Below are 23,085 nucleotides of genomic sequence, written 5' to 3'. Positions count from 1 at the left end.
CTAAATTCAACCAATGAAACATATCGTATTATCATCAACAGGAAAAGATAGTGAAGCAGCCATGTGGTGGGCCTTCGATAATCTGCCATTTAATGATTGGGAGGTAATATTTAGTGACCTACAGTGGGACGATCAGGCGGTTTACAAGCACATGGAGTATCTTGAAAGTCGAATAGGCAAGACATTTCTTAAAATTAAGTCATCATATTTTCAAGATAGAATTACCGAAGAAACAAGGCTTAGAATTATAGAAATTTTTGGTCATCAGAGTGTTTTTGCTGAAATGGTAATGTACAGAAGTAGGTTTCCTTCTACTAGAAGACGGTTCTGCACAGAAGACTTAAAGGTTCGTCCAGTTATTGATTATATACTGGATAACGTGCTTGAAGACTTGGTTTTAATCCAGGGAGTAAGAGCTGAGGAAAGCGCAGCAAGACGTAACTTAAAGGCTACTGATGATTATTTCAAATTTTATCTAGAACCATTTGGTTATGATAAAAATGGAAAACCAAAATTTCATACTTATAGGAAGGCTGACGTATTGGCTCACTTGGAGAAGTATGATGTTATCGTTTCAAGGCCAATACTAAAACTAACGCACAGTGAGGTGTTTAATGTTTGTTTTAATCATAATTCTCCTGCTAATCCTCTTTATAGGTCAGGAAGTTCTAGAGTCGGTTGCTATCCTTGTATTATGTGCCAGCTTGGTGAGGTTAGGCTTATTGCTATAAATTCACCCAAGAGAATAGATCAGATAGATCAGTTAGAACAGTTGTCTGGGAGTACATTTTTTCCTCATGGATATATTCCATCAAGGTTCTGTACAAAAACGGCTGAGGTAAAGATTTATAGGGAAGACCTAATTAAATTATTTTCTGCCAAATCCAAAAAGCCAATTAAAGGACAATCAGCAATGTTTGACGCTAGTGTTCTCAATCCCGAAGAAAGGCTATATCAAATGTACTTTAAGAATGATCATATAGCTGTTTACTTGGATGAATCAGGTGATGAATTTATTTTGAGAATGGTAAAAGTACCAACGATTAAGGATGTAGTTAAATATGTCATAGAAAATCCAAACCAGATGAAGGCCCTTGTGTCTGCTCCTGGCTGCGTAAGTGTCTATAATATTTGTGAGGCAGTCATTTAGAGAATCAGTGTAATTAAATTTACAACATTAAAACAATAATTTATGCAAGCAGGAGATAAAGTTACTCTGGTACCAGGTGTCAGCACAATGAATAATAATTCTAAGTCTGCATCATACCAAGAAAGGTTACAGGATACGATTAGAGCCCTCACAGAGGAGGTTACGATCATAAACCTATCTACACCATCATATAACGCAAAAGTACGCGATCGCAATGGTATAGTGTTCCTATGTAATCCAAATGATCTAAGAGAAATAGATCCCAATTTTTACACTATTTGATGTTACTTTTTGGTAATTCAGTGTAATATTTTTAAGTTTGATCACCCCCTTTTATGAACTATATAGACTTACTCAATCACTTCTGGAAAATAAATAAAGAATTTTCATTCACACCGAATGAGAAGGCTGTTTATTTCGCATTACTTTACAAGTGGAATGATCTGCATAGGAAGAACCCTTTTAACTTCAGTAATGATCATTTCACTTCGGATGCGGGGATGAGTGTAAATGCCATGAAAAAGGCTAGGGTGGTTCTTAAAACAAAGGGTCTTATAGATTTTAATTCCGGAGATGGTCGAAAAGTCAATACAGTATATGTGATCAATAATACGATTAAAGGTATCAGCAACAGACACCTTTTAGTTGACGGAAAGGTGGTCATAGATGACACCTTTAGTAATAAAAAGGTGTCACAAAAGCTATCACCAAATGATACCTTAATCCAAAAAAAGGTGTCACCAGATGACGACTACATAAGTAAACTTATAGAGGAAAGGATTCCGAATATAGAAGGAGAGAAGAGAGAGGAGGAAGAAGAGGAAATTTTCACACAAAAAAATCTTATTCCAATTGGATCTTCTTCGGTTTATTCTTCCATGGATGACGTCGAATTTATCTGCCTTAATCAAAGCTCAGTTTGGTTGGAACACATGACTAGAAAATTAAAGTTGGGAAACGTTAAAAATGCAAAAAAATGGGTGCTTGAGTTTTTTGACACCATGAAAGCATCAGGTCAAGATAAAAGAGATTTGAATGACACCAGGCAGCATTGCTACAATTGGATAAACATCGGATTAGAAAAAGAAAAAAGTTCCGGTAAAAATGAAAAAGGGAAAGCAGAAGCAGTCATGGATTTAAACGCTGCTAGTACAGACTATTGGGATATGGTAGAACAAATGGAAAGAATTAATCAAAGTAAGTAGTCATGAATAAAATACAATTAAATGGATATGTTCAGTCTGTTTCAGTCACTGGGGAAATTGTATCATCTCCATCGTTAGCTTGTCAGGAACTCATTGAAGCATTCAAAAGTCCAAAGATTTGCTTTTTGGCACCTTCAAGAATTGGAAAGCATTTGAAGGACGCTTTAAGCAAAGCCTACTATCATCTGGGATACAAAGCGCCGGAAACTGTAGAATTTTTGAAGCTGCAGATTTACTTAACAGAATTCCTTGGCAGTGAGAAGTTATATCAATCAGTTTCAATTGATGAAGTTTCAGTTGCGATTAAAAGAGGATCCGATAGGCAATTTAAAGAGGAGTTTTTCGGAATTGCTCCAGCAACTGTTACTAGCTGGATTCGTGCTTATATGGCAAGCGAGAACAGGAAAGATGCAAAACTTATTCAGCTCCAACTTGAAGAGAATGATGTTCAGCCAAAGGCAGAGCCAACTCCACAGGAGCAATGGGATAGCTTCGTGATGAGGTTAAAAGTTCTTTATTCAAATTTTCAATCAGGTATCGTTATTCAGCCAATTGAAGCTGCCTTCTGCTTTAAAATACTTTGGAGATCAAAGCTAATCAGGTTTGATGAAGGTACCCGGGATAAACTTAAGACCAAAGCACTTGAACAGATTGCCAAGGAAAGAGATCCCGTGAATGCTACTACCCTGGATGAACGAAGGAAGATGTCAATCGCCTATGATGAGCTGATTGAGAAGGCAACTGACGATCCGCAGGTGATTTCCCGAGCCATGGCGCTTGGATTAATTGAATGGTTTGAGGGCCTAAAGAAGCAAGTCAAAACAATAGACCAGGCAGTCAATGAAGAGTTCTAATTCAAACAACATGGAGACAAACAAAAAGCTGCTATATGTGATCGGGATTGATCCAGGGACAAAGACTGGACTGGCAGTGTACTGCAGGCTAAGCAAGAAGTTGACCCTTGTAAAGACACTCATGATTCATGAAGCGTTTAAGCTGGTCCAGGAGAACAATCAGTTTGCCAGGGATAATGATCAGAAGATTTTTGTCAGGGTGGAGGATGCTCGCAAAAGGAAACGATATGGGGCGAATTCACAAGTCAAGGTCCAAGGCGCTGGGGCAATAAAGATCCAGTGTAAGCAATGGGAAGAGTTCTTAATCAGTGAAGGTATCTCATACCAGATGGTGGCTCCGCAATCAATCAGAACTAAGGTTGATTCAGTAAAGTTTAAGCAGATTACCAGGTGGGATACAAGGACATCAAACCATGGCCGTGATGCTGGGATGTTGGTGTATGGGTTGTAATAAACCATCTGATGGAATGACTGTTTATTGCCGATTTTAAATGAAAAGACATTCTAATTAGTGGACCTTTATTAAATGTCCTGTGGGTCGGATAATTCAGTTTATGGGATTTATACTCAACAAGTAACCAGCTGCTTTAAATCTGTGTTTTTTTTGATAAATAGTATTGATAATGAATTGTTAAAATAATTAGGTAAATTGGATGTAAATAAATGTTCAACCTTTAAATTTACTATTATGGAATCAAAAGTAACACAAAACGAAGAATCCAATGTAACCTATATTGAAGGGACTTCAGTTTCGCGCCCCGCCTGTACTGGTACAGCATGCGGTTCAGTTGGTTATCAATGGGACAATGGCAATGTTTTTTCAAATTTAACTTCAGACAAAAATATTGATGTAACGATTAAGAATTGGGGCGCTGCTGAAACTGGTCATCTATCACCGGGTGAATCAAAACGGTTTAATATAAAAACATTTGAAGAGCCGTTTGTTGCAAATTTTGTTTAAACACATTATCACGATTTCTATAAGAACCTCACTAACTAGTGTTTTTTTTAGTTGGACTAAGGCTGAGTCGTTATTTCACGAACTTAAAAGTAAATCATAAATGTTCTCTATACCTTACTTGGACTTGGTTATTGCTTTAAGACAAAAAATATGGGACAGTTAAAAGCCCTGTCCCATAAAAAGAGTTACTGACATTTACCGTCGTCTATTACTTCCCCTCCCCATTCAAGGCAGTTGGATCTAGGTTGGCGCTCAATATGAGTAACACCGGCTTCGACCCATTTACAACAAATCATGTCCAATTCTTCAGACGAGGTTGCTAATTTTGATGGCTCCAAATTGTTTTCGGTTGATGGACTGTCAACCAGCTCTAATGGATTTTTCATGATGTTTAAGATTAGAATAGTATAACCATTTAGAAGTAGTAAGGTTTTAATGTGTTTAAATTCAGCGGCTTGTGTTTTGTTTCGGCTGCAGTATTATGAAAAATAGTGCTTTTCCATTGCTGATTTTTTAATAATATTTGATAAATTTGAACTTGGTCAAAGTTGTCATCTTTCACTAGTAATAAATTGATTAACTTTAAACATATTTATCTTTCATTTGTTAAAATATGTGAAATAAATATGTTTTGTCAAATCATTGCATATATTTAGCGAGACAACAATTTAAATTCAGTGGAATGCCGAAGGACAATGCATCGGACGATGTATTTTTTTATTAGCCCTATATTAAACTAATAAATTTCCCTACTTTTGCGCTCCTTTAAAAAAAACAGCTTTAATAGCTCTGACTATTTTTGGTTTAACAAAATGGCGAAAATTAGAATTCCAAAACAATACCTTGAAGGTATTGAGCAACTACGATTACTTAGCAGTCACGACTTCGATTTGTTATGTAGTACGATTCAGAAATTACCCAAAGGGGTAGGACATAAATTATTTATTGATACAATTGTTAAGGAATTAAAGGTTGATGAATCAGAAAATATCGCTGAAGCTATTTTTAGTTTTGGGGGGTTATTAGTGAAAGATAACTTTGATTCACGTGATACTGCCAAAGACATAGTTAGCTCGTTTAGTGAAACAAGTGAATTAGAATTAAATGAACATGAACTAGATGATCTTGAAGATAGAATTGCTATTGTCTTTTTGAACTCATCGAATATTAAACTAACTTTTGAGGCATATGATTTAATCAGCGCTTCACAGAATGTTATTGTTAAGACTAAAATTAAAACTGATGTTAGGTTACTTTTTGATAATAATTCATCTTCTACAAGTAGAAATGGTTTAATCTTTTTTAATTTGAATTTGTCAGTTCAAGGTGATAATGATATACGAGATGAAAGCTTTACTTTAGATCATGATGATTTAGTAAAACTTAAAGATCAAATTGAGGATATTCTTATCCAGGAAGAGTCATATAAACTTAAACACAAGGATGTGATAAATTTTATTGATATAACTGAATAATTATGAAAACAACAGGTTCAGAAATTCAAAGTTATAGGCAAATGGAAACTTTGCCAAGTAAAACTCATAAAACATATTACGATAGCTTTAATCCTTATTTAAATCATAAAGGCTGGGATATAGGATTTAAAATCCCATGTAAAACTAGTGTAGTTCAAGAAAAATCAAAAAAAAATCATAATAGTGAGGTAATTCAATTTGTTGTTGGAGATAAACTGTTTTCTGTTTCAAAACAGCTTGAAGATCTAATTGAAGAAATAAAGTTTTCTGAGAATTTGATTTTGTTGGAGGAAGATTGGGACTGTAATGGTGGACTTTCTTTAGATAAAAAATTGTATTTTTCTACAATTGATTTTATAGTGCTATACTCTGAACATCTTTTAAAGTCCTACAATATTGTAATTCAAAGTCCTGAAATTAATCTTTGTCCAAATGGTAGTTTAGATCTTTCTTGGATGACTGATAAGGCTAGATTGTTGATAAATATGAAAATAAATAATGGCATTATTTCAGGAAGATTTTATGGCTATCAAAAGTCTTTAAATGAGAATAGTGAATTAGTTAAGATCGAAAAAGAAGGATCTATCGATATGAGTAATTTTGATGAATTTTTAGCAGTATGGATGAAAGTATTGGTGTAAATAAGAGAGGTCCTTGGGAAGTCGAAGAGATTACAGATGATTGTACACTATATAGGCAAGTTCATGTAATCCAAACTTCAGGTAAACCTCGTAGATCGCCAAATGAAAGTCATTTTGGACTTCGTCCTGATGAAATTTACCTGTCTTTCAACTGGCAAAAACATATCGATCTAGATAAAAACTTTAAGTTAATTGGTATTAGTTTAAGTAAGAAATTGGATTGGCTAAATATAGCTGAGTTTCATATTTTTAAATACCCAGTTCAGTTTTTGAGGGGACTTCCTCAAGTTAAAATTGTCACTCATGATCCTGTTTATGATGAAGCAAATATTCCTTCACCAATAGGGTTTCCAAATAATAGGGCTCATTCTGCAGTTTATTGTATAGAGAATGATCTGAAATTCAGAACTCTAATGGTAGACTATTGTAAAGAAAAATATGATGAGGCTAAATGTGAATTTAACAAAGATTCTATAAAAGATGAAATTGAAGATTTGAGAAAAAGAGCTAACGATATTCCATTTCATAAAGATTGGAATTTTTCAGAACAATAAATTAAATATTGATGTGCATTAGTGCGTTTTTTTTTTTGCATCTAAATAATTGCTTTTTAGTAAAAAAAGATAATTATTTAAGTTTATGCAAAGCCTAGGAACTGTGAATGGATTAATCTTTTTTCTGGGATTTGATTAAATCTTTAAATGTATTCAAAATCTCAATATCAAACTCTTTTTCAATTTTGGACTTTTCAATATTTAAAAGGGATTCTCCTGCTGAAAGTTTAAAGTTTCTCTCAACCTTGGATAGATCTCTTACCAGTTTATTAATTAATGGTTTGTCTTCTTGTTGATAAGCGATTCTTAATGCAACAGTTTTTGCCATTATGTTAGTTAATTCATTTTGGAAATATTTAGTGTCTTCTAAATTCCCCTTGTACAATCTTAAGAAGAAAAATGCGAATAATTGGATGAAAATTACAAACGATAATTTAGGTAAAAAATCAAGAAGGAAATCCTCCATACTTGCATATGATCCTACATTTATCAATTTAAAAGCAAGTACTGTGATGGAAATGAAAGTGCTAATAATTCCTATCATTAAATTCACTATGGAGTTACGTTGTAATTTCCCAATATGTTGCTGAATATTGAACTCTAATGGCTCTAACGTGCTGATAAGTAGTGTGTATGGAGTAGGTGGCGTTTCTTTAAGTTTAATTTCGTTTAGAGCGTTCATTTCAGAGAGATTCTCTAAGTCGCCAATGTAAATACTAGTGCTATTATTATCTGTAAAATTTCTGCCAAGAAAGTTTGGTATGATAAGAATTACTAGGCTTGTAATAGTAACAAAAGCTATCATAGTCAATAATTGGGGCTCTTTCGTTATTTTTTCATAAAATTTCGGATCTGAATATGTCCTATATATCATCATTGATAAAACAATAATTGCTAAAATGGCAATCAGTTTAATTAGAAAAGTCTTATTAATAAGTTTTTGTAGGAATTTTTTATGGAGATTGTTAAGGTTCATTTACGAATATATCAAATAAAAATACTCTATCGTAGATTTTTCATTTACTATGGCTTAAGTCATTGAAAAATTAATATTACCTTTTGGTAATATAAAGTAATATATTTAAGTTTGTGCAGAGCCTAAGGACTGCATAGAATGGATGAAGCGAGGATTGTAAAAGTATTATCAATAACACACCCTGAACTTATTGAGTCAATAAAAAAGGACATTACGCCAGTGATGACTGACTTGATTATGATCAAAGAGGTATACGATAAGTTCTGCCTTACCTATAAACCCCATGACGACTATAGTCACAAATTATTATTCATTGCCTCAGTTCTCAGGCTCTTCAATCCTGATGCGCTGATCATTGAGTACAAACTCCGGAGTGGTATTCGTGCCTCTCTTGCAGATTGTCTCAGCCATACTGGCCAGCTCACTTCCTACTATATCAGCCAGGCTCGTGCTTACATGAAGATTAAAGCCTTCAAGAATGATGTAGCAATAATCACTGAAAATTATTTATGTAACACCTCTGTATCATGAAGGTAGAAACTAGATTGATTCCTACTATCGAGATATGGCCTAATAATGGGCAGATATCAGGGCTTCCTAAAAACCCCAGGTTTATTCGTGATGAACGTTATGAGAAGCTTGTAAAGTCTATTAAGGATGATCCGGAGATGCTTGACTTACGTGAGTGTATTGTATTTCCTTATGCTGCGGCTTATGTGGCTATTGCAGGGAACATGCGGTTAAGAGCAACGATTGAGGTTGCAAATATGGATGAAGTTGAATACAGCGAGCTTATCAAGGAAAAGAAAGTTGATAAGGAGTTTGATTTTAAGTCATGGCTTGCCAGTATCAATGTATTACGTAAATCCAAATCTATTCCTTGTAAGATTTTACCTGAAAATACGTCTGCTGCAAAGCTTCGTGCAATTGCTATTAAGGATAATGTTGTTTTTGGACAAGACTCATTCGACATGCTAAAAGAAGATTGGGATCAAATTGAACTGGAAGACTTTGGTATGATCTCTATCGATTTCGGAACTGCCATTGATGATGAGCAAGAAGATTTCGAGAAGGAGAGCACACCGAGCGAACCGATTGATTTGTCTGGTATAGTACCGGTTCCAGAATTAAAAATTGAATTTGATGACCTGCAGATGTATGATTCCGTTAAGTTGGAGGTTGAGGAATTATTGAAGTCGTATCCTGGGGCAAGAATTAAAGCGTAGTCGATGCCAGCACCACACAGATCAGCGAAACAAGCGAAAGAAGCCAGATTGGTTATTGTAGGAGAACTTTATAAAAAAGGTTACTCCTTTCGTGAGATCAGGGATGAGGTGATGACCAGGGAAGGCAAGGAAACTTATTCCCTTCAAACAGTTCACAAGGATGTTGAATCGCTTTTAAAAGAGTGGAGGAAGACCCGTATTGATGATGTTGATATGGCTATCCAATTGGAGCTTGCTGCAATTGATGATCAGCTTAAAGAACTTTGGAATGCCTGGGAGAGATCTAAGACTGACCATAAGCTAAAATCAAAGAAGCAATCCGGAATTGCCATCAAAGAAAAGGGCGTAAGCGTGATCACTCCTGGTGGTGAGATGAAAGAGTCAGAGGGGAAAAGTAAAATCATTCCACGGTCCATTGAGCAGACAGAAAAGGATGAGATCAACTTCGGAGATCCGCGTTACCAAGATCTTATTAATAAGCTCAGGATGGAGCGTAGGAAGCTACTTGGATTATATTCCGTAGGCCCTATTGATATAAATCTCACTGGCAGTGTCTCAATTGATAAATGGCTTGAAGATAATAACGATGAGGATGATGACTAGGATATGGGTGGTAAAATCAAGGTTCAGAAGCCTTACAAGAAGTTATATAAAGACAAAACGAAATTTATAATTCTTATAACCGGAGGAAGGGGGTCGGCAAAGTCCTTTAACGGCACAACGTTCATTGAAAGGTTAACATTCGAGAAAGGGCACAATATCCTTTTTAGCCGTTATACGATGGCAGCAGCTAGTATCTCAGTAATACCAGAGTTCGAGCAGAAGATTCAGTTAGATGGCTTTAAAAGCAAGTTTAAGTCTACAAAGCAAGATATCCTTAATAAGTTTTCTGGAAGTAAAATACTGTTTAGGGGTATTAAAACCTCGTCCGGTAATCAAACAGCAAACTTAAAGTCAATACATGGCATAACAACCTTTGTTGGAGACGAGATGGAGGAATGGCAGGAGGAAGAAGACTATGATACACTTAGGCTTTCTATCAGACAACCAGGTATTCAGAATCGATGTATCCTGATAATGAACCCCAGCGACGGTGAACACTTTGTATATAAAAAATACATTGAAAACACTCATAAGTTGGTTGATTACGATGGGGTCATGGTACAAATAAGTACGCACCCTGATGTGCTACACATCCATACTACCTTCAATGATAACAAGGGAAATCTTGGGGAGCAGTTCTTAAATGAGATTGCCAGGATAAAAGAGGAGTCAATTGCTAAGGCCACCATTAACGGTATATTCAACAAGGCAGCATTCCAAATGACCAAATATGCCTTGAAGATTATTGGACGCTGGTCCGATATCGCTGAAGGTGTGATTCTACCTAACTGGGAAGAGGGAGAATTCAATCATGATCTACCACATGCATACGGTCAAGATTATGGTTTCTCAGTGGATCCGGATACACTGATCAACGTGGCGGTTGATCGTAAACGAATGATCATCTACTTGGATGAGGAATATTGTGATACAAAGCAGTTAGGCCTTAATGACCTGTACGAGATTAATAAAAGCAGGATTCGGTTTGAGGATGACTTGATTGTCGGGGATAGTGCAGAAGACCGGCTGATCGAAGACTTACGCAAGCTTGGCCTTAATATCATTGAATGCGAGAAAGGGCCTGGTAGCGTTAAAGCTGGGCTTACGGCAATGAATGATTACAAGATCATCGTAACTGAAAGAAGTGTTAACATAAAAAAGGAGTTGAGAAAATATAAATGGAACGATAAAAAGGCAGGTATCCCAATCGATAAATGGAATCACACGATTGATGCAGCCCGTTATGCATTCCGAAAGTTAACCGAAGGACAAGATAGTGATACAAGTGTGCTGAGCGTATTTGGATAAAAGATAACAAGATGGCAAAGAAAAAGACAGAGGTGGTGGTTAAGAGTGTGGTGGATGAGTCACCACTTGTTGAGTTGGTACTTGCGATTGGTCAAAAAGTTGATGGCGTTAAATTAGCTACTGATCAATATGATACAGCAGAGCATGATGTTTTCAAGGAAGATAAGCGGCCAAAGAAGAAAGTGCAGAAACCCTCTGGTGTAAAGGACTTAGCTGGAAAGGATACGCTTGTAACTACCCATGAGGAGGTTAATCGTATTGGTCTTCCTCTGCAAAAGCTGATTGTGAATCGCCGGGTTGCCTTCATGAATGTTGGTGCAATGGAGATTGATTGTAAGGCCAAATCGGATTCCGATAAAAAGCTGTTGGCCATGGTAAAGAAAAGCCGAGAGGACAATAAGCTTAAGTACAGGTCAAAGGAAATTGCTAAACGCATGATGTCAGAACTTCAATGTGCTTCCCTTTGGTACAGTGAAGACGTCGAGAAAGGTTATTGGGGTGAGATTGCGCCAAATAGCACTAAGCGATTAAGGATGCGCATCATGAGTCCTTTACTTGGCGATGAGCTTCTTCCTGTATTTAATGGCCTTGGTGATCTAGTTTACTTCGGGCGTAAATACAAAACAACCAAGGATATTACAGGGATTGAGATTACCACTGAAGTTATTAAATCTGCCAGCGAAGAGGTCGAGCACATCGATATTTACACTAGCACCCACGTTTATAAATTTGAAGCAGTTGATGCAGGTTGGCTAATGACTTCCAAGGTGGCTCATGCATATGGAAAGATACCAATCATTTACTATCCACAAGATCGGCCTGAATGGGCAGATGTTCAGTCTGTAATCACCAGGCTTGAAACGATGCTTTCAAATTTTGCTGACACAAACGACTATAACGGATCACCTATTTTAGTCGCTAAGGGCGTAATTAAGGGCTTTTCTGATAAAGGTGAGCGAGGCAAGGTGATGGTACTTGAAGGTGAGAAATCTGATGTTAGGTACGTAACCTGGGATCAGGCACCTGAGTCAATCAAACTCGAAATTGAAACCAGTCTGGATCTGATTTACACATTATCTCAAACGCCTAATATCAGTTTCAAGGAAATGAAAGGTCTTGGTGCCGCACCTTCAGGAGTTGCGTTTGATCGTATACTCATGGACGCCCACTTAGCTGCTCAGAACAAATTGGACGATACTTATGGCGAGTGCGCTCAAAGGGAGCTTAACTTCTTAAAGTCGGCCTGTGTAGCGATCAATACAAGCCTTACTCAATCTAAAAACCTTCAAATGACACCAGTATTTACATTGTTTAGAATTGATGATCAGCGTGACGGGATTGACAATGCAAACGCAGCATTTGGTGGGGGAATTGCCTCGTTGAGGACTGCTGTTAAGTTAGCCGGGTTGACTGATAATGATGAGGAGGAGGTATTAGCTATAACTACGGCTGCTGATACGCTAGGGAATGATGTTGGAAATGTAGTTTAAGTTAAAATAATAATTATGAAAAGAAACAGACTATCAATGCTGGGAGCAGGCTTTGCTTTGGCGTTAGCTGGGTTTACAGGATCAGCTCAGGCAGCCCAGTCTTTGACTGCGACCGTACAGAACGAAATTAAAGCTAAACCAGCCAAGCATACACAAACCTATACCATTCATAATACGGTAGGTGGTATTCCACTAACAACTTTTCTTCCGGACTATGGTATGTCTCCTAAAGAATACGGGATGCGTTTCGGACATGGTAACCGGAAAGGTAAATCTAACCGGTTGAGGTATTCGCATAATGCTAAAATGAAGAGGAGGGCTTAATCATGATATTTAAAAAAGCAATTGGGTATTTTCTAATAGCAGTAGTGGTAATAGCATTAGTTTATTACTACATCACCAAGCTTCCATGGTGGATGATATTTGTTCCTGTATGCTCTACAATTGCAGTGACAGGATTTATACGCCTGTTAGCCTGGTTATTCAGTGAGAGTAAAACAAAAAAAGATTCTCAATAATGACTGATCCAATAAACAACAAGTTTGAACGACTTCATTTCAACAACCAAGATCGTATCGTTGGGTATATTGAAAAGCAGTATAATTCAATTATTTCGCAGATTACACCAATTATTGAGTCGGGTGCTGCTAAATCTATTGTAGAGAGGAAGCTTAGCGCCTTATTGAAAGCATTCAGAACAAATGTTGCAGCTAAGATTGAATCAGGTGTTAAATTCTCCTGGGATATTTCCAATCAAAAGAACATAAATTATTTTGAGAAAAGACTTTCTGGCTATAAAATACCTGACTCAATAAAGAAAGAGCTCTTTAATCCGAATCATAACCGATTGGAAGCTTTCATTCAACGTAAAGAGGGTGGACTTAATCTATCAGAAAGGGTCTGGAAGTCTGCTGAGCAGTTTAAAAGCAATGTAGATATGAGTCTTGATGTTGGGGTCGCAGAAGGCAAATCTGCTAAGCAGGTAGGCAGAGAGCTGCGCCAAAATCTAAGAGAGCCAGATAAATTGTTTCGCCGTGTTCGTGATTCAAGAGGAAATCTTAAACTTTCAAAACCTGCTCAGGCTTATAATCCCGGTCAAGGTACATACCGGTCCGCTGCTAAGAATAGTGAGCGTCTTGCCCGGACTGAGATAAACATGGGATACAGGGCAGCTGATGATTCGGCCTGGGAGAATAACCCATTGGTTCTTGGTTATGAGATCAGGCTCTCAGCTACAGCTAAACCAAAGACTAGGTGCGAGCTTTGTCGAACACTTGAAGGAAAGTACCCAGTATGGTTCAAGTTCAGAGGCTGGCATCCAAACTGCCTATGCTTTAAGATCCCGATCCTCATTGATGATGAGATGATGGCGGCATACCAGAAATTAGTTGCAAAGGGCTTAGATACTTCTGATGCAGTTAAGGCACTTCAGCAGTCGGCAAGAATAGAAAAACCGCCAATAGAATTTAATAGTTGGGTTACAGACAATAAGGATCGCGTAATGGGATGGAAGTCTATTCCATATTGGTGGAAGGATAATAAGGATTTTGTATTGGATAATTTGATTATTTAGCTTTGAAACATTTTAATTGACTTTATATTCATTGTAATTGTCTCTAAAGTCAATTAAAGTTCTAATTTTGCCGAAAAAAAATGATTGACGGTCTCAAAACCTTTTTTTCCTCGAAGGGATTTAATCAAGCTGTTCCTTGGGTTGTAACATCCCTAGGAACCACATTCTTCGTTTTCAGTGTAGTGTCTAATGAACCCAACTTAAGTGGAAACATAATTTTGAACGGTTTAGGAAAGGCTATGCTAGCAGGTGGGGTTTTTGCTTTCCTACTTAAAAGCCAACAATTTTTAGGAGTTTATAAAGATGAGTTAACAAAGGTGATTTTCGAGCCAAAGTTTCTTAAAAATAGAGAAGACTTGCCAGAATACTGGGAAAAGGTAACAAGAGAACTTGTCAAGGATAAGTTTCCACACATCCATAGTTCAATTATGAAGGATGTGAAAGATACTTATTTGCCCACATCATTAGTGGCATATTACGATAACTGTGTCAATGTAATTGACATAGAGCTAATAGATGCAGATAAACAGTTGGTTAGGGTAAAGCATAAATCTACTTTTACTATTATTCCAGCTGACGTGAAGCACGCGATTGAGCATCCTTATTGGAATAGAATAGTTTACCAACCGGGATGTACAGAGACTTCATGCACCATTAATTCAGTTAAGGTAAACAATAAAGTAATTGCAGTGAAACCTATTCAAAAACTTGAGAATAATTCGCTTTATACAAAATTTGTTATACCTTTAAAGGGAGAGAAGAATGGTTATAATATGGAAATTGAATCGACAAAAACGTATTCGTTGAAAGTTGATAACATTATAGGTTATAGCAATAGCTTTATTCAAAACAATTTTAAGGTTCAAATATTTTTGAATGGTGTAAAAGCCAAGTTCCATGAATGTGGCACTTTGAAAAGTTTTGAAACAATTCATAACAAGCCAACGTTAATAGAGAAGAAGTACAATGGTCTTATGTATAAAGGCCAAGGTTATATAGCATACCTAGAGGTTAAATAATTATTACTAACTTTGTAAAATCAATCATTATGAAAAAGTCAAAAAAAATGGACATCACAGTAAATGGTTAATTAAAACCGAACAAATATTATAAGGCTACCAGTATGGTAGCCTTTTTTGTTTTAATTAACTTGAAAATGTGTGTTTCATGTGTCTATTTTTTTAGCTTCTTTAATCTTGTATCTCTAAATGTATAATTTTAGATACATCAATTCAACAACCCCCAATTACAAAATGCAATTCTTTGACAATGCATCTTATTGTCAAAACAACCTCTTCATACCCCATCCTCTACAGGGTAATTTTGGGTTCAAGCAAGGTGTAGCACGATTAATTACCGGATTACAACTTAGCAGACAAACCTAAAAACAATTTATTATGTCACTTAAAATTAGAGTACCCGCACGACTGAAGGCTTTGTTCACAGGCGTAGCGTTATCTAAAAAATCTATTGATGCTATCACTGAAAAGGCAACTGTTGGACTGACTGATGAGTCAACTGATGAGGAAATAGACGTCGTGTTAAATGCACGCAACGAAGTCTGGTCTTTTGATGAACAAAGGAAGTTTGACGACTACCAGGCAGGGAAAGTAAGCAAGGATGCTGCTGATAAAGAAGCTGCTAGGCTTAAAGCAATTGCAGACGGAAAGCCAGAGCCAGTTGAAATTGATCCGAATGAAACCAAAACAGAAAAAATGTTGAGGCTGATGATGGAGAAACTGGAAAAACAAGATCAGGCAATCGCTGCAATGAACGGTGAAAAAGTGACAAATACCCGTAAGGACCAACTTACCAAAATCCTTGAAAATACTCCTGATGCTTTTAAAAATAAAGCAATCAAAGATTTCAACCGCATGAAGTTCGATACTGACGATGAGTTTAACGACTACTTGACTGAAACTGAAAATGATGCTGCTGATTTCGTTCAGGAGCAATCAAATGCAGGATTAGGTGTAGATACGCCTGCTGCGGGTTTTGGGAAGAAAACTGGTGAGAAAGAGGTATCACCTGAAATGAAAGAATTAATCGCAGAACGCACAGCGCAAGCTGCCGCTAAAACTGCACAAAACACGTAAGGATGAAAGGAATTGTAAGAGAGGGTACGCAGGGATTCCAGAAGGTAGTCTACGAAAATGTACTCGATACGTTGGCCGGAGGTTTACTAATGGACTTTACTGGGTATGCCGCTGGAGTTAACGGCTATATGCCGGAAGGCACCTGTTTAGGTAGAATGACTGCTACTGGCTTAGGTAGAGTGGTGTTAGATCCTGCAGCACCGATTGCTGGACTTCAAATACTAGGCACGTCTCTTAGAGACACTTTTATTGAAGATAACGCAGTTGCTGGGGTAGTGCTGACCGGAACAGCCAGATTAAAAGCTTTGCCGGCAAATGAGAAATCAAAAGCTGCAGCATTAGCTACGGCGCTTCCGAGAATCAGTTTCGTTTAATTAACAGAATTAGAAAAATATTAGCATTTAGAAAATGGTAAATGTACAAGAATTAGTACCAAGTTTCAGGCAGGTAGATGCACAGGCGTACATTGAAACGTTCCCTTTTGAGGAACTTCCGTATCAATCAGTATTTCCTTTGCTTTACCAGCCCGATCTAAAATGGTCAGGAATTGAAGCTGAATTTGGCGCTAAAGTCATGGCTGACGTTGTAGCTTTTAATAGCAGGGCCCCAAGGAAGGGGCGTCCTTTGCCGTCAAAAATCTCTGGCGATATGCCTAAGATTGAAGTAGCAAGGGATAAAGTAGAAACTGACTTTAATACACTGCGCTCATTAGAGAATGCGGTTAGGTTATTGCCAGATGGCCCCACAAGAAAACAAGCAATGCAGCGCGTATTGGATTGGCATTATGATGACCAACCGTTTGTTGTGAACGCAGTAAACGCGCGTTTAGAATGGATCGCTAAACAGATCACATCGAAAGGTAAATACTCACTTACATTAGTTAACAACGAAGCGGGTATTCAAACCAAAATTGATGTTGATTTCGGGATTCCTGCTGCGCAAGTTGTAAATGCAGGTAAATCATGGAGCGATCCCACTTCTGATCCAATCGCGGACATCAGAGCCCGTAAGGCTGCTGCAAAAGCAAAAAACAGAAAGCTGAACTTCATGACAATGGAAGAAGATAGCTTTGACAATTTTGTAAGCAATCCAATTGTTCAAAAGTTCTGCGCTACATACTTTGCGAACGCATTGAATGTTCAGCAATTGCCTGACTTAGCAACAGTCAATTCTTCTTTAAGCCGTCAAGGATTGCCAACAATTAAAATTTGGGAATCTACAATGGTTGCCGAAGGTAAAGACGGAAGTCTTAATGCTATTACAGGTTGGGAAGAGGGTAACGTAACTTTTCATGAAACCTCTGAATTGGGTAACACTCAATATACTTTGTCTGCTGACGAATATGTTCAGGCGGGTGTTGCGAAAAAAACAAAATCAGGAATTATCCTACTAAAAACTTGGGGTGAAGAAGATCCGATCACAGTTATCACTAAAGCGGTTGCTTATGCAACTCCTGTATTGAATAACTCGAAGAATATCCACATCCTTAAAACCAAATTAGCGTAATACCTGATATGACTAACCTACAAGCCCTGCAAGCAAAAATTAACAGACCACTTCCCGCTTTGACACTTGAACTGGCATTGCTGGAAGCAAGTTTGGATAGTGCAGCTGACTATGCTGTACCTGATAACGTAAAGCCTGTTGATATTGCGATTGCAGGGCTTATTTACACAATTGCACTCGCTCCTAAAAGCGTAAAGGAACTGGATTACCAGGTAACAGAGCACGATATGAATGATCTTCTTAAACTCAGATCAATTATCCTAATTCGCTATGGACTGCCAGATGAATTGGCCGAAAAAGAAAGCACTGTCACGGGCGCATCCCCCTGGTAAATTATGAACGAGCAATACATACATAAGCTAAGCTTCACAAAGAAAGCAACTGAGGATGTTTATGACGAGGAAACTGGTCAATGGATTCTGGGCGTTGCAGGTGAAGTGGTGACTTTTAATTGTAGGTCCAGACCTAATGGATCAGGCAGAAAGAAGGTGAACAAGGACGGTGTAATGACTGAATACTCTTTTGATATCGGTATTCCGGTTGAAACAGTAGAATTGCCAGGCAATACTCAGGTTAAGATTACTGGTGTGAGAAATGAGATCCTTTTTGAAGGTGAAATGATGGGTTGTCAAGTAGGTTTAAGAAGTATTTTAGGTTGGGTATGAGAGTTAAACTGGAAGCTAAATTTACAGCAAAGGATATTGAGAAGCTTACTCAGGAATATATTCAAAGGGTAGTTAAGGTTACGCAGAACGAACTTATACAAGTCGGTTTACAGTTTGTTCGTGATGCCAGAGCAAAGATTCCTTCAGAGGCTTATCACTCGGTGGCGGGTGATGCAAGAACTGCAGCAAGCTTAGCTGGTGGATCTGTTAATCTTTCTTCGGCTGATGGATTTAATGACGACACAGGTAACCTTAGAAGCTCCATTGGATTTATTCTGATGTATGACGGTGAAGTTGTTCATCAGGACTTTCAGTTGTCACCACGTGGTTCAGATAAAAATAGTGGGCTTAATAACGGGATCGCTTATGCCAACAAGCTTGGTAAGGAATATTCTAGTGGATGGGCAATTATTACTGTTGCCGGTATGGAGTACGCAAGTTGGGTGGAAGCACTTGGTTATGATGTGATCACCGGTAGTACATTGGGAGCTGAGCAAAAACTAGAAAAGGCATTTAGAAACGTGAACGCGGCATTTGGAAAGTAAGATGGAGACTAAAACAGCTTTAACAATTCAGAATATCATTTTTTTAAGGCTTGTTCAAAAAGGAGTAAAGGCTGCGGTCAATTTGACTGGTGCAATTTATGAAATTAGCAGACCTAAAGATAGTTTGAAAGAAGATATTGTGGTGAGGACTCTGGATATGAATACTGAACAGGTACAAGAAGGGGTGATAAACGTAAACATACATCTTCCAAACTTAAGCCTTACAAATGATTCAACACAACCAAACCTACCAAGGTTCAGGGAAGTCCTTGAAAAGTGTATGGATGCCCTACAGGACGTTACCGGCTATGACTATTCATTTAAAGTGATCGCACCTGGAGTACCTTATCGTGACGGTTCAACCTGGTTCGTAAATATAGGAGTTGAATTCTGGTCACTTATAAAAAACAATTAACCCTGTTTTACAGGAAGTATAAACTATAAAATTAAAAACTATGTCACAGGCGGTTACAGGGGTTAAAAGTGTTGAGCTTGCTCCTATGGGATTGAATGGTGCGATGCCTACAACAGGGTGGGTTAAAATTGTGGATATTGAAGATGACTCAGTATCCTTCACAGTTCCACCATTAGAAACATTAAAATTTAGAGTAGAAGAAAAAGGTGGTGTTCGCTTTGTTCTTCCTGGTGAAACTGAAGGTGCAACTTTTGCATTTAAATCACTGGATCTTGCTGGCGCGAAAGCAAAATTGCTTTTGGGCGGTGATTGGGATGATGTAGAACAAGAATACAATTACCCTGCAAATCCAGATGTTTTATACCTGGCGGTTAGGTTGACTTCAAATGCTTTCCAAGGAAAGGCATTTCAATTGAGTATTCCAGCAGCAGCAGGTACAGCAGGTGTTGCCAACAACTTCACTAAAAAAGGATTTATTGCATTGAGTTATTCAGGTGAGGCAACTACGCCAGCGGATGCTTTAGGAGAAGCTGTTTCTCCATGGGGTTACAAATTTATTGATGTTCCAGCGATACCATAATTCAGAAGACACTACAAATTATAAAAAGCCTGGTCCGTCCAGGCTTTTTTAAGATAACCCAAAAATTAAATGACAAAAGAAGATCACAAAGGAGTGCTTGATGCACTATTAGATACACCAACACCTTTAAAAGCTGTGGTTTTGGTCCCAAAGAACACGTTTCATAGGATACTGATCTTTCTTCGGGTGATCAAGCCGAAGTCACAAATGTTGATTTTGAATGCAACCACCATGAGGACAAACTGGAAGCTTACCTATTTGATTAGTGATTTGGCCGTAGATAGTAAAAAGGATGGCGAGGCAGAGCGATTTTTGGATATCCTTGCTATTAATACCTTTCAAATGGCAACAATTGTAGCAACAGCGATCCATAACCATAACAGCAAAACACCATCTTGGCTTATAAATTCCATAGCTGATAGTTTTAATAATAAAGAATTACATGCTGCAACGAAAGAAGTCTACCGGAGGTTAGATGTACAATCTTTTTTCGGCTCTATGGAATTACTCCGGACACTAAGTCTGCTCGGAAATATCCCGGATCTGATTCCCCCTGGGCAACCATCGGACCAATAATGAAATACTGGCGCCTGAACTGGGATCAAGTCATGGATAGTGTTAGCTGGCGAAATGAAATTATGTTAAATGCTACCATACCAACCTTTGGAGACGATAAATCACAAGGGGGTAAAAGCGGAAGTGGCCAAAGTGGAAGTATTAGTTTCTTTGAATTTGGGGAGCAGCTGGCTGGAATAAAGTAGGTGTTTTGTTTTGTGTGAAAATTATCAGTCTGATATACAGTTGATTGTAAATTACTTTATATTACCTTTTGGTAATATAAAGTAATGTTTTTATGTTTGAATTAGCGAATGGGAAATGTGAGGGTGTAGAAGTAAAGCTTGGTAAAAGCTTTACTTTTTTGATTAAGATATAATGCGGGGTGGAGCAGTTGGTAGCTCGCTGGGCTCATAATCCAGAGGTCGTCGGTTCGAATCCGGCCCGCGCTACGAGAGCGTTAATTAGTTAAGTGTGTTGCTGGATGGCACACACTTTTCATTTGAAACAAGAAAAATAATTTAAGTCCTAAAAGTGGAATCCGCAATGTTCAGGCATAGTAATTATCAGACAGGGGGATGCCCAGGTGTAAGTAGAGCTGGGATAGCAGGACGAGCGAAATCGTCGCAAGAGGCATTAGCCACGTGAGAGTGAAACAAAGAACCGGGTGAACAGCCCGGTTTATTTTATACCCAAACATTTTGAAGCACAATGAATAGACTACAAACGGCATTAAAGAATGCTACAGTAAACGGGGTGATCCAATTGGCTGCTGCCATAAAAATTGCCAGACAATTTGATGAGGATGAGGAAACTAGCTTAAGTCTGATTTCTCAATGTAAATCCCAGGTTGGGATGATGTTAGGCGAGGATCTTCGAGCTCATGAAGCAAAATTGAAAGGTGCCTTCTTCAATTCAAAAGAGTTCCATTTCGAGCGCCCAGTGGGTGAACAGTAAAAAATCCCTTAACATTTTAAAGCAAAAATTATGGTTAATTCAAGAATCACCCACAGGAATTGCTTGGTGATCATCTTTATAGCAGTGTTGGCAGCATTGATGATCATTTACAACCACTGGAACAGTGACAAGCCAACATTTATTGTTGATCATTCGGAAATCCCATCGCCATGACAGATATCCTCGAATTCGCAGGATTTGTAAAGGAAATGCGGGATGCACAAAAGTCTTTTGAAAAAAGTAGATCCAGTGTTTACCGAGATAAAGCAGAAAAGCTACAGAAAAAAGTGGATGAAATTATCCTTCAAATCGGAATCCCTTACCGAACCAGTCAAAAATCAATCTTTTAACCCCTTTCATTATGATAGTAGATCTTAAAATTAAAGTTGAGACTCCTGAACAGGCAGCTCACATAATTATGGTTATGGACGAAATGTCAAATGCCATTTTTAATCATCCAGTTTGGCCAAAGTGCAATGTTAAAAGGGCAGCAATCGTGTCCGAGGAATCAGGTGAACTTATCCGGGAGGCAAACCTATTGGATGAGGGCAAGGGTTCGCTTGCCGGCCTTAAAACTGAGTGCATTCAGACTGCAGCAATGTGTTTCAGGATGCTTAACGCCATCAGTCATGATGAGAAGGAATTGAAAAATATGTTTGGCGAATTTACGGGGGAGGTGTAGGATGGCTACTTGGCAAATAGGACACCATAACGATACAGTATGTTTTAACTCTGAACGTTATTCTGAGCTCTTCAAGGCGATGAAAAAAGCTCATCATTACAGTTATTGGATTCGAACCATAAAATTCCTCAGATCAAGGGGTTGGAAGATTACTGAAAACCCTTCTTACAAGCAACATTATGCAATATTGAGTCAATACCACAAGCTTGGATCAAAGGGTGATGTCCGATGCTTAATGGAAATTACCGGCAGAGGAGTCGAAGTAAAGTTTGGGAATGTAGTTAACCTATGGACCGGGCATGCTCAGTCATTTTGGGATCAAACCGATAGTAGGCACGCGAAGTTAACATACCTTCAATACAAGTCAGTGGAACTTGAAAAAAGGAGAGTTATTGAGTTTTTTATGTCACTAGGGGGCAAATTGGAAGGTAATGAGTGGGATATCCCTCCTGTAGAAAGAATCCTAAATACATTAAGAATTAACAAGCATTTTCACGGGGAAATTAACTGTCTGGACGATATTAAAGTAGATATGGATAATCGCCCTGAGAGGTTTTATAGCTACAACAATAAAGATAGGAATGGAAAAATGGTAAAATGTGGTGAGATTAAATATTTCTATCCATACCCGCATTACCGTCTATCATCCGGTGAGGTATGGCATACTTCAAATTCAAGTTGGTGCGTGCTGCATGGAAATGGAATATCATACGTACAGTCTTCTGACCTATTTGATTTCAATCCGACTTTAAGAAGGAGGCAGAAAAAAGAAGTTAATCTTCTTCAGGTCTTGAATCTACATGTAAAGCATGGAGACTTTTTACAGGCGCATAAGATTCAATTACTAATAAAAAGGAGGGAGGCTCAACCATGCCAGAATCAATAACCGACAACTCAAAAATGCCATTTGGAAAATTTAAGGATTATCCAATGGCAAATGTTCCGGCAGATTACTTACTCTTCCTGCATGATACCAATCGAGCAGGAAGAGTCGCTGATTACATAAAAGCAGATCTAGACGTATTAATCAAGGAAGGTAAAACAGGTAAAAACAAAAGACTTAAATAG

33 protein-coding genes and 1 tRNA gene are annotated in these 23,085 nt (G+C 37.8%); 32 read left to right on the top strand and 2 right to left on the bottom strand.

Translation table 11 applies throughout. The features are described from left to right. Window positions 1-13: 13 nt before the first annotated feature. From GM920_RS07890 to GM920_RS07870, 5 genes are all read left to right on the top strand, one after another. Window positions 14-1,150: a phosphoadenosine phosphosulfate reductase domain-containing protein gene (locus GM920_RS07890; RefSeq protein ID WP_182955212.1), complete on the top strand. Its 1,137-nt coding sequence runs from the start codon at window positions 14-16 to the stop codon at window positions 1,148-1,150. A 335-nt stretch (window positions 1,151-1,485) separates the two neighbouring features. Then, complete coding sequence (locus GM920_RS07885) at window positions 1,486-2,355, top strand: DUF7833 domain-containing protein (protein WP_182955209.1); 870 nt, start codon at window positions 1,486-1,488, stop codon at window positions 2,353-2,355. A 2-nt stretch (window positions 2,356-2,357) separates the two neighbouring features. Further along, window positions 2,358-3,209: a hypothetical protein gene (locus GM920_RS07880; RefSeq protein WP_182955206.1), complete on the top strand. Its 852-nt coding sequence runs from the start codon at window positions 2,358-2,360 to the stop codon at window positions 3,207-3,209. 10 nt (window positions 3,210-3,219) lie between these two features. Next, a complete protein-coding gene (locus GM920_RS07875) occupies window positions 3,220-3,660 on the top strand; it encodes a hypothetical protein (protein WP_182955204.1) in 441 nt (146 codons plus the stop codon). Window positions 3,661-3,897: 237 nt separating this feature from the next. Then, window positions 3,898-4,170 carry a hypothetical protein gene (locus tag GM920_RS07870; protein WP_182955202.1) on the top strand — a complete coding sequence of 91 codons (273 nt, stop codon included), beginning with the start codon at window positions 3,898-3,900 and terminating at the stop codon, window positions 4,168-4,170. 185 nt (window positions 4,171-4,355) lie between these two features. Here GM920_RS07870 and GM920_RS07865 read toward each other — a convergent pair whose 3' ends face one another. Then, window positions 4,356-4,556, bottom strand: a complete 201-nt coding sequence (locus GM920_RS07865; protein ID WP_182955200.1) for a hypothetical protein — start codon at window positions 4,554-4,556, stop codon at window positions 4,356-4,358. A 426-nt stretch (window positions 4,557-4,982) separates the two neighbouring features. On the opposite strand from GM920_RS07865, the gene GM920_RS07860 reads away from it, so the two are divergent. The 3 genes from GM920_RS07860 to GM920_RS07850 are packed head-to-tail and all read left to right on the top strand — an operon-like array spanning window position 4,983 to window position 6,840. Next, complete coding sequence (locus GM920_RS07860; protein ID WP_182955198.1) at window positions 4,983-5,645, top strand: hypothetical protein; 663 nt, start codon at window positions 4,983-4,985, stop codon at window positions 5,643-5,645. A gap of 2 nt (window positions 5,646-5,647) precedes the next feature. Continuing rightward, a complete protein-coding gene (locus tag GM920_RS07855; RefSeq protein WP_182955195.1) occupies window positions 5,648-6,286 on the top strand; it encodes a hypothetical protein in 639 nt (212 codons plus the stop codon). Next, window positions 6,265-6,840 carry a hypothetical protein gene (locus GM920_RS07850; RefSeq protein WP_182955193.1) on the top strand — a complete coding sequence of 192 codons (576 nt, stop codon included), beginning with the start codon at window positions 6,265-6,267 and terminating at the stop codon, window positions 6,838-6,840. Before GM920_RS07855 ends, GM920_RS07850 begins: the two co-directional genes overlap by 22 nt. Before the next feature lie 112 nt (window positions 6,841-6,952). Here the strand turns inward: GM920_RS07850 and GM920_RS07845 are convergent, their stop codons facing one another. After that, window positions 6,953-7,816, bottom strand: coding sequence for a hypothetical protein (locus GM920_RS07845; protein WP_182955190.1), 864 nt, complete (start codon window positions 7,814-7,816; stop codon window positions 6,953-6,955). Between the two features lie 527 nt (window positions 7,817-8,343). On the opposite strand from GM920_RS07845, the gene GM920_RS07840 reads away from it, so the two are divergent. The 24 genes from GM920_RS07840 (at window position 8,344) to GM920_RS07725 (ending at window position 23,085) form a co-directional block, all read left to right on the top strand. Next, window positions 8,344-9,042, top strand: coding sequence for a hypothetical protein (locus tag GM920_RS07840; RefSeq protein ID WP_182955188.1), 699 nt, complete (start codon window positions 8,344-8,346; stop codon window positions 9,040-9,042). A 3-nt stretch (window positions 9,043-9,045) separates the two neighbouring features. Next, entirely contained in the window at window positions 9,046-9,645 is a 600-nt protein-coding gene (locus tag GM920_RS07835) for a hypothetical protein (RefSeq protein WP_182955185.1), read from the top strand. 3 nt (window positions 9,646-9,648) lie between these two features. Beyond that, entirely contained in the window at window positions 9,649-10,953 is a 1,305-nt protein-coding gene (locus GM920_RS07830; protein ID WP_182955182.1) for a PBSX family phage terminase large subunit, read from the top strand. 11 nt (window positions 10,954-10,964) lie between these two features. After that, window positions 10,965-12,443 (top strand): phage portal protein, encoded by a 1,479-nt coding sequence (locus tag GM920_RS07825; RefSeq protein ID WP_182955181.1) that lies wholly within the window; start codon window positions 10,965-10,967, stop codon window positions 12,441-12,443. Between the two features lie 15 nt (window positions 12,444-12,458). Further along, window positions 12,459-12,767: a hypothetical protein gene (locus tag GM920_RS07820; RefSeq protein WP_182955178.1), complete on the top strand. Its 309-nt coding sequence runs from the start codon at window positions 12,459-12,461 to the stop codon at window positions 12,765-12,767. 193 nt (window positions 12,768-12,960) lie between these two features. Next, window positions 12,961-14,016, top strand: a complete 1,056-nt coding sequence (locus GM920_RS07815) for a hypothetical protein (protein ID WP_182955175.1) — start codon at window positions 12,961-12,963, stop codon at window positions 14,014-14,016. Window positions 14,017-14,096: 80 nt separating this feature from the next. After that, window positions 14,097-15,035, top strand: coding sequence for a hypothetical protein (locus tag GM920_RS07810; protein ID WP_182955173.1), 939 nt, complete (start codon window positions 14,097-14,099; stop codon window positions 15,033-15,035). A 378-nt stretch (window positions 15,036-15,413) separates the two neighbouring features. Continuing rightward, window positions 15,414-16,112 carry a hypothetical protein gene (locus GM920_RS07805; protein ID WP_182955171.1) on the top strand — a complete coding sequence of 233 codons (699 nt, stop codon included), beginning with the start codon at window positions 15,414-15,416 and terminating at the stop codon, window positions 16,110-16,112. 2 nt (window positions 16,113-16,114) lie between these two features. After that, window positions 16,115-16,486: a hypothetical protein gene (locus tag GM920_RS07800; RefSeq protein WP_182955168.1), complete on the top strand. Its 372-nt coding sequence runs from the start codon at window positions 16,115-16,117 to the stop codon at window positions 16,484-16,486. A gap of 34 nt (window positions 16,487-16,520) precedes the next feature. After that, the gene (locus GM920_RS07795) at window positions 16,521-17,618 is read left to right on the top strand and encodes a major capsid protein (protein WP_182955166.1); all 1,098 of its coding nucleotides are present in this window, start codon (window positions 16,521-16,523) and stop codon (window positions 17,616-17,618) included. Window positions 17,619-17,626: 8 nt separating this feature from the next. Beyond that, a complete protein-coding gene (locus tag GM920_RS07790; RefSeq protein WP_182955163.1) occupies window positions 17,627-17,950 on the top strand; it encodes a DUF6706 family protein in 324 nt (107 codons plus the stop codon). 3 nt (window positions 17,951-17,953) lie between these two features. Beyond that, complete coding sequence (locus tag GM920_RS07785) at window positions 17,954-18,283, top strand: hypothetical protein (RefSeq protein ID WP_182955160.1); 330 nt, start codon at window positions 17,954-17,956, stop codon at window positions 18,281-18,283. Continuing rightward, a complete protein-coding gene (locus GM920_RS07780; RefSeq protein ID WP_182955158.1) occupies window positions 18,280-18,828 on the top strand; it encodes a hypothetical protein in 549 nt (182 codons plus the stop codon). The genes GM920_RS07785 and GM920_RS07780 overlap by 4 nt, the downstream gene beginning before the upstream one ends. A gap of 1 nt (window position 18,829) precedes the next feature. Continuing rightward, window positions 18,830-19,243: a hypothetical protein gene (locus tag GM920_RS07775; protein WP_182955156.1), complete on the top strand. Its 414-nt coding sequence runs from the start codon at window positions 18,830-18,832 to the stop codon at window positions 19,241-19,243. 40 nt (window positions 19,244-19,283) lie between these two features. Next, entirely contained in the window at window positions 19,284-19,823 is a 540-nt protein-coding gene (locus GM920_RS07770; protein ID WP_182955154.1) for a hypothetical protein, read from the top strand. 69 nt (window positions 19,824-19,892) lie between these two features. Continuing rightward, on the top strand, window positions 19,893-20,399 hold the full coding sequence (locus GM920_RS07765; protein ID WP_182955151.1) for a hypothetical protein: 507 nt from the start codon (window positions 19,893-19,895) through the stop codon (window positions 20,397-20,399). Then, window positions 20,399-20,584, top strand: coding sequence for a hypothetical protein (locus GM920_RS07760; protein ID WP_182955149.1), 186 nt, complete (start codon window positions 20,399-20,401; stop codon window positions 20,582-20,584). The genes GM920_RS07765 and GM920_RS07760 overlap by 1 nt, the downstream gene beginning before the upstream one ends. A gap of 173 nt (window positions 20,585-20,757) precedes the next feature. Next, window positions 20,758-20,830, top strand: a tRNA-Met gene (locus GM920_RS07755). 259 nt (window positions 20,831-21,089) lie between these two features. After that, on the top strand, window positions 21,090-21,335 hold the full coding sequence (locus GM920_RS07750; RefSeq protein WP_182955146.1) for a hypothetical protein: 246 nt from the start codon (window positions 21,090-21,092) through the stop codon (window positions 21,333-21,335). A 30-nt stretch (window positions 21,336-21,365) separates the two neighbouring features. Continuing rightward, window positions 21,366-21,509: a hypothetical protein gene (locus GM920_RS07745; RefSeq protein ID WP_182955143.1), complete on the top strand. Its 144-nt coding sequence runs from the start codon at window positions 21,366-21,368 to the stop codon at window positions 21,507-21,509. Next, on the top strand, window positions 21,506-21,685 hold the full coding sequence (locus tag GM920_RS07740) for a hypothetical protein (RefSeq protein WP_182955141.1): 180 nt from the start codon (window positions 21,506-21,508) through the stop codon (window positions 21,683-21,685). Before GM920_RS07745 ends, GM920_RS07740 begins: the two co-directional genes overlap by 4 nt. 11 nt (window positions 21,686-21,696) lie before the next feature. Beyond that, window positions 21,697-22,017 carry a hypothetical protein gene (locus GM920_RS07735; RefSeq protein ID WP_182955138.1) on the top strand — a complete coding sequence of 107 codons (321 nt, stop codon included), beginning with the start codon at window positions 21,697-21,699 and terminating at the stop codon, window positions 22,015-22,017. Between the two features lie 79 nt (window positions 22,018-22,096). After that, complete coding sequence (locus GM920_RS07730) at window positions 22,097-22,903, top strand: hypothetical protein (protein WP_182955135.1); 807 nt, start codon at window positions 22,097-22,099, stop codon at window positions 22,901-22,903. Continuing rightward, window positions 22,888-23,085: a putative quorum-sensing-regulated virulence factor gene (locus GM920_RS07725; protein ID WP_182955133.1), complete on the top strand. Its 198-nt coding sequence runs from the start codon at window positions 22,888-22,890 to the stop codon at window positions 23,083-23,085. The genes GM920_RS07730 and GM920_RS07725 overlap by 16 nt, the downstream gene beginning before the upstream one ends.

This window comes from Pedobacter gandavensis (genome assembly GCF_014172405.1).
Classification (GTDB): Bacteria; Bacteroidota; Bacteroidia; order Sphingobacteriales; family Sphingobacteriaceae; genus Pedobacter; species Pedobacter gandavensis.
This window is presented reverse-complemented; position numbering and strand designations above follow the sequence as displayed.